Origin of the sequence: Nocardioides zeicaulis, from assembly GCF_042432345.1 — a bacterium.
GTDB lineage: Bacteria > Actinomycetota > Actinomycetes > Propionibacteriales > Nocardioidaceae > Nocardioides > Nocardioides zeicaulis.
In genome coordinates, this window is record NZ_JBHLXH010000002.1 from 219,883 (window position 1) to 225,527 (window position 5,645).

Consider the following 5,645-nt stretch of genomic DNA (forward strand, 5'->3'; position numbering starts at 1 on the left):
GTCGCGGCCAGCCCGTACTGGCTGTGGCAGGCGTGGGCGTTCATCGTCCCCGGGCTGCTCCCGCGCGAGAAGCGGTGGTCGCGGGTGTTCGCCGCGATCGCCGGCCCGCTGTTCATCGCGGGCGTCGCGCTGGGCTACTACGTGCTGCCGAAGGGCCTCGGCGTGCTCATCGGGTTCACCCCCGCCGGCATGGAGAACCTCGTCGAGTTCGGCGACTACTTCTCCTTCTTCTCCCGGATGCTCCTCGTCTTCGGCATCGCCGTCGAGATCCCGTTCTTCCTGGTGCTGCTCAACCTCGCCGGCGTCGTCTCGGGCGCCCAGCTGGGCCGGCACCGCTCGATCATCCTGATGTCCGCCGTCGTCTTCGCGGCCGTCGCCACCCCCTCGACCGACCCGTTCTCGATGCTGATGCTCGCGATCCCGATGATGGTGCTGTTCGTCCTCGCCGAGGTCGTGTGCCGTGCCCTCGACCGGCGTCGGGCCCGGCGCTCGCCGGCACCGGTTCCCCTGGCGCTGGGCGACGAGGACTGACATGTTCCAGACGCCGAAGTACGCCGCACCGCCCACCCGGCGCACGACGTCCGACGCGACCGCGGTGCTCGACCGGGCCACGCCCGCCGTCGGGCTCCGCGGCCGGATCGGGCGGATGTGGCCGCTGCTCGGGCCGGCGTTCGTCACCGCGGTGGCCTACGTCGACCCGGGCAACTTCGCCACCAACATCTCCGCCGGCTCGGCCTACGGCTACCTCCTCGTGTGGGTCGTGGTCGTCAGCAACCTCATGGCGATGCTGATCCAGTACCTCTCCGCCAAGGCCGGCGTCGCCACCGGTCTGAGCCTGCCGGCGCTGTGCCGCGAGCACCTCCCCCGCCGCGTCGCCAACGGGCTCTGGGGCCAGGCCGAGCTCGTCGCGATCGCGACCGACCTGGCCGAGGTCGTCGGCGGCGCGCTGGCCCTGAAGCTGCTCTTCGACCTCCCGCTCCTCGTCGGCGGCACCATCACCGCCGTGGTGTCGTTCGTCGTCCTCGGGCTCAAGGGCAGGAGCCACCGCCGCTTCGAGACCGTCATCATCGGGCTGCTCGGCGTGATCCTCGTCGGGTTCGCCTACGACGTCGCGATCAGCGGGGTCGACTCGATGGCCGTCCTCGACGGTACGCTCCCCCGGTTCGCCGGCATGGACAGCGTGATGCTCGCCGCCGGCATGCTCGGCGCGACGGTGATGCCGCACGCGATCTACCTGCACAGCGCGCTCACCAGCGAGCGGCTCCACGCCCGCACCGAGGCCGAGCGGGTGACCGTCATGCGCAGCCAGCGCGTCGACGTGGTCGTCGCGATGACCGTCGCCGGCCTGATGAACCTCTCGCTCCTGCTGGTCGCCGCCTCCGCGCTCTCCGGTCAGGGCATCGACACCATCGAGGAGGCGCACGCCGGCCTCGGCGACGCGCTCGGCACGGGAGCCGCGCTCCTCTTCGCGCTCGGCCTGCTGGCCTCCGGGTTCGCCTCGAGCAGCGTCGGGACGCTGTCGGGCCAGGTGATCATGGAGGGGTTCATCCGTCGCCACATCCCCGTCGCCGCGCGCCGTCTGGTCACGCTGGCGCCCGCCCTGCTCGTCCTCGCGCTGGGCGTCGACCCGACCGCGGCGCTGGTCGGCTCCCAGGTGGTGCTGTCCTTCGGCATCCCCTTCGCCCTGGTGCCGCTGGTCTGGTTCACCGCGCGTCGCGACGTGATGGGCTCGCTGGTCAACCGGCCCACCACGACCGCCGCCGGCATCGTCGTCGCGACCGCCATCATCGCTCTCAACGGCGTCCTGCTCTGGCAGCTCGCCAGCTGACGCTGCCCCGTGCCGAGCTGACGCATCTGCACCGCTGCACGGTGCCGAGCTGACGCATCTGCACGACCAGTCCTGTGCAGATGCGTCAGCTCGGCTGCTCCTGCACGTGCAGATGCGTCAGCTCGGTCTCAGACGTAGTCCTTGGCCACGTAGCGGCCGTCCGGGGTGACCGGGTTGTCCTCGTTGATCGCCACGACGTTCTCGCCCGGCTCCGGCAGCTGCTCGGGGCGCTTGTCGAGGTGGACGCCCGCGATCATGCAGCGCACGGACCCGCCGGCGAGCTCGATGGTCGGGATCTCGACCGCGACGATCTCGCAGGACTCCTCGATCGCGGCGACCTGGTCGGGTCGCAGCGAGCGCCTGGCCCGCGCCGACATGGCCATGACGTAGCGGCGGCGGCCCTCGGGCGTACGACCGCACAGCTCGACGGCGTTGCCGGCGAACTCGCGGACCTGCTCCTCGGTGAGCTCGACGATCGTGCGACCGGTGACGGCGAGGCGCTCGCGCACCTGCTCGCGACGCTCCTCGTCGGGGATCATCTCGAGCGCGATCATCGCGACCTCGGTGCCGATGCAGGCGATCACGTTGGTGTGGTAGACCGGCACGCCGTCGGAGTCGACGGCGTCGAAGGCCATCGGCTCGTAGGTGAAGTCGGTGCAGAAGCGCTCCAGGACGGCGACGTCGGCGCGGTGGCTGCGCGCGGTGTAGGCCACCCGCGAGACGTGGTCGAGCACCATCGCGCCCGTGCCCTCGAGGAAGATGCCGTCGGGCTCGAGGCCGGAGTAGTCGACGATCGTCTGCACGCGGTACTGCGACTTCAGCAGCTCCAGGACGTCGGCGCGCCGCTCGTGGCGGCGGTTCGAGGCGTACATCGGGTAGACGGCGACGGCACCCCCGGCGTGGGTGGAGACCCAGTTGTTCGGGAACACGCTGTCGGGGCGCGTGTGGTCGTCGTCCTCGAAGACGTGGACCCTCACCCCCACCCCGCGCAGCGCCTCGGCCAGCGCGTCCATCTCGGCGAGCGCCTTGGCCGAAGTGGCCTCGTCGGACTGGTCCTGGGGGGCCTCGGACTGGAAGGCGTTGTCCGCGGCCGTGGCCGGGTTCGGGACGAACCTCGTCGCGCGGACGAGGATGACGGCGGAGGGGGCCTGTGCACTCACGGGAGGAATGTAGGGGACACCCCTCCCCCGCAGCGACTCAGGCCACCACGGCCGCGATCTGCTCCGCGACGTCGGCCGGGTCGTGTCGCAGGGCGGCGTCGTAGCAGCTCAGCTCGGCCACCAGCCAGCCCGGCACCTCTGACTGGCCCCACAGCGGCGAGACGACCACGCCGTGCTGCTCGGCGTGGGCCACGACCCGCTCGTTGACCTCGTCGGCGACGCCCGGGGCGTAGGCGAGGAAGGTGCCGATGTGCGGCTCCTCGGGAAACGTGCGGATCCCGTGGCTGCGCAGTTCGGCCGCCAGCGCGATCGCCCAGTCGCGGTAGGCGCCGAAGTCGTCGAGGTACGCGCGCAGGCCGACGAGCCCGCCCACGGCGGCGGCCGTCATCGAGAAGAGCGTGCCGCCCATCCGCTGGCGCCACGCGCGCAGGTCGGCGGCGAGGTCCTCGGGGCACACCACCAGGGCGCCGCTGGGCGCGCCGAGGCCCTTGTAGAGCGAGACGTACATCGAGTCCACGAGCTCGGCCGCCTCGGTCAGGGTGCGACCCCAGTGCGGGACCGACTCCCAGATCCGCGCGCCGTCGGCGTGCAGCGGCACCCCGCGCTCGCGGGCCGCGGCCGACAGCCCGACCAGGTCGTCCCACGACGGCAGCAGGCAGCCGGCGTCGCGCAGCGGCAGCTCGACCATCACGGCGCCGAGGCGGCCGGGGACGGCGGCGAGCGACGCGGCCGTCGGGGTCTCGCGGCCGGTGGTGAGCCACTCCAGCTCCAGGCCCGTCACGCGGCGCGGCCCGTCCTGCTCGTGGTGGAGCAGGTGCGAGAGGTCGGGCAGCGCGACCCGGCGCGAGGCCCGGCGGTCGCACCACGCGCGCAGCGTCGCCTGCTGCGCCATCACGCCGCTGGGGAACATGACCGCAGCGGGCTTGCCGAGCAGCTCGGCGACCTCGGCCTCGAGCTGCGCGACGGCACCGCGCTGGCCGTAGGCGTCGCGCTCGATGCCGTGCTCCTCGGCGAAGTCCGCCAGCGCGCGCAGCGTCTGCGCCGGCGTCTCCGGCACGCGCCAGAAGACCGGTTCGGCACTCGCCGAGGCCGCGCGGAAGCGGTCGTGGAGCTCGCTCACGTCGCCGCTCGCGCCCGGGTCAGGACTGCTTCTTGAACCAGTACGTCGTCTGGACGCTGGGGATGACCTGCACCAGCTCCCAGCCGTTGGCGCCGAGCGAGGACAGCAGGTCCTCCCACGACTCGGTGTCGGCCACGAGCGCCTCGGGGTCGGCGTTGTAGCCACCGACCTCGACGTTGCCCTGGTCGTCGACGGTGATCTCGAGGTGTGCCCAGGAAGCCATGCGGCGATCCTGCCACAGGACACCCCGGGCGCCGACGGGCGCGGGTCAGGAGCCCAGCAGCCACTCGTGCACGACGTGGCAGCGGCCGGACTCCCACCACGCCAGCTGCAGGCGGTCCAGCACGGCGTCGACCGGGACGGTGCCCGCGAGCAGGGCGGCGGTGGAGGCGACGTCGACCCGGTCGGAGGCGGCGTCGACGGTGAGGTGCGGCTGCAGGTCGTCAGGGCTCGTGCCGAACTCCCCGCCGTAGGGCGGCCACTGCGGGAACGCCGCCACGAGACGCGCGGTGAGCGCGCGCAGCGGGGCGACGGGGTCGGGCACCAGGTGGATGATCCCGTTGGGGAACTGCGCGAGCTCGGCCAGCCGGACCGACACCGGTGCGGTCGCAGCGGCGATCGCGGCCACGGTCGCGAGCACGTGCGCGTCCGGGGCCGGGTCGAAGGGGCCGAGGGCGGTGACGTGCGCGTGCCCGAACCGCGGGTCGTCGGAGACGAAGCCGGCGTCGTAGTGGGCCGTGCGCGCCCGCACCCACGCCTCGAGCGGCGGGACCGGCAGCTGCAGGACGGAGTGGCCGGTCACGGGACCAGACTGGCAGCAGTCCCGCGCGGGCCCCTCACTAGGCTGGCGCGACCATGGACGAGACCGCTGCGACCACCGCGACCCTGCCCACCGGCCCCGTGTCCCCGCCGTCCCCGGAGGTCGCCGCCCGTGCGCGCGAGCGCCTTGCGGGCCTGGCCACCCCCGCCGGCGCGCTCGGCCGGGTCGGCGAGCTCGGTGCCTGGCTGGCCGCAGCCCAGGGTGAGGTGCCGCCGCGCCCGCTCACCGACGTACGCCTCGTCGTGCTGGCCGGTGACCACGGCGTCGCCGCCCACGGCGTCTCGGCCTACCCCGCCGCCGTCACCGAGGCGATGGTGCGCACGATCGTCGCGGGGCGCGCGGGCGTCTCGGCGCTGGCGGCGGCGCACGGTGTGGCGGTGACGGTGCTCGACGTGGCCGTCGACGCCGACCTGTCCGACCTGCCCGCCGAGGTCACCGCCCACAAGCTCCGCCGCGGCTCGGGCGCCATCCACCTCGAGGACGCCACCACCCGCGCCGAGGCCGAGGCCGCACTGGCCCTCGGCGCGCGCCTGGCCCGCGAGCACGCCGCCGACGGCGCCCAGCTGCTGATGACCGGCGACCTCGGCATCGGCAACACCACGCCCGCCGCCGCCCTGGTCGCGGCCCTCCTCGGGCTGCCCGCCGACGAGGTCACCGGTCGCGGCACAGGCGTCGACGACGACGGCTGGACCCGCAAGCGCGACGTGGTGGCGGGCG

7 protein-coding genes are annotated in these 5,645 nt (G+C 73.6%); 3 read left to right on the forward strand and 4 right to left on the reverse strand.

What is annotated here, in order from left to right:
• Window positions 1–531, forward strand: a 531-nt coding sequence (tatC, locus tag ACFFJG_RS15555) for a twin-arginine translocase subunit TatC (protein ID WP_378519699.1), incomplete at its 5' end; no start/stop codon positions are given.
• A gap of 115 nt (window positions 532–646) precedes the next feature.
• On the forward strand, window positions 647–1,828 hold the full coding sequence (locus ACFFJG_RS15560) for an Nramp family divalent metal transporter (RefSeq protein WP_378520344.1): 1,182 nt from the start codon (window positions 647–649) through the stop codon (window positions 1,826–1,828).
• Between the two features lie 128 nt (window positions 1,829–1,956).
• On the opposite strand, the gene ctlX is transcribed toward ACFFJG_RS15560, so the two are convergent.
• The 4 genes from ctlX to ACFFJG_RS15580 are packed head-to-tail and all read right to left on the reverse strand — an operon-like array spanning window position 1,957 to window position 4,910.
• The gene (gene ctlX / locus ACFFJG_RS15565; protein ID WP_378519700.1) at window positions 1,957–2,988 is read right to left on the reverse strand and encodes a citrulline utilization hydrolase CtlX; all 1,032 of its coding nucleotides are present in this window, start codon (window positions 2,986–2,988) and stop codon (window positions 1,957–1,959) included.
• Between the two features lie 37 nt (window positions 2,989–3,025).
• On the reverse strand, window positions 3,026–4,108 hold the full coding sequence (locus ACFFJG_RS15570) for a threonine aldolase family protein (protein WP_378519701.1): 1,083 nt from the start codon (window positions 4,106–4,108) through the stop codon (window positions 3,026–3,028).
• Window positions 4,109–4,127: 19 nt separating this feature from the next.
• Complete coding sequence (locus ACFFJG_RS15575) at window positions 4,128–4,331, reverse strand: hypothetical protein (protein WP_183079723.1); 204 nt, start codon at window positions 4,329–4,331, stop codon at window positions 4,128–4,130.
• A gap of 45 nt (window positions 4,332–4,376) precedes the next feature.
• A complete protein-coding gene (locus ACFFJG_RS15580; protein ID WP_378519702.1) occupies window positions 4,377–4,910 on the reverse strand; it encodes a 2'-5' RNA ligase family protein in 534 nt (177 codons plus the stop codon).
• Between the two features lie 53 nt (window positions 4,911–4,963).
• Between ACFFJG_RS15580 and ACFFJG_RS15585 the strand changes: the two genes are divergently transcribed.
• Window positions 4,964–5,645: nicotinate-nucleotide--dimethylbenzimidazole phosphoribosyltransferase (locus tag ACFFJG_RS15585; protein ID WP_378519703.1), on the forward strand; the 682-nt coding region annotated here is incomplete at its 3' end.

Bases quoted from the DNA above. Each gene is read 5' to 3' on its own strand.
- ACFFJG_RS15560 (WP_378520344.1), top strand. From the start codon at position 647: ATGTGGCCGCTGCTCGGGCCGGCGTTCGTCACCGCGGTGGCCTACGTC.
- ACFFJG_RS15575 (WP_183079723.1), bottom strand. From the start codon at position 4,331: ATGGCTTCCTGGGCACACCTCGAGATCACCGTCGACGACCAGGGCAAC.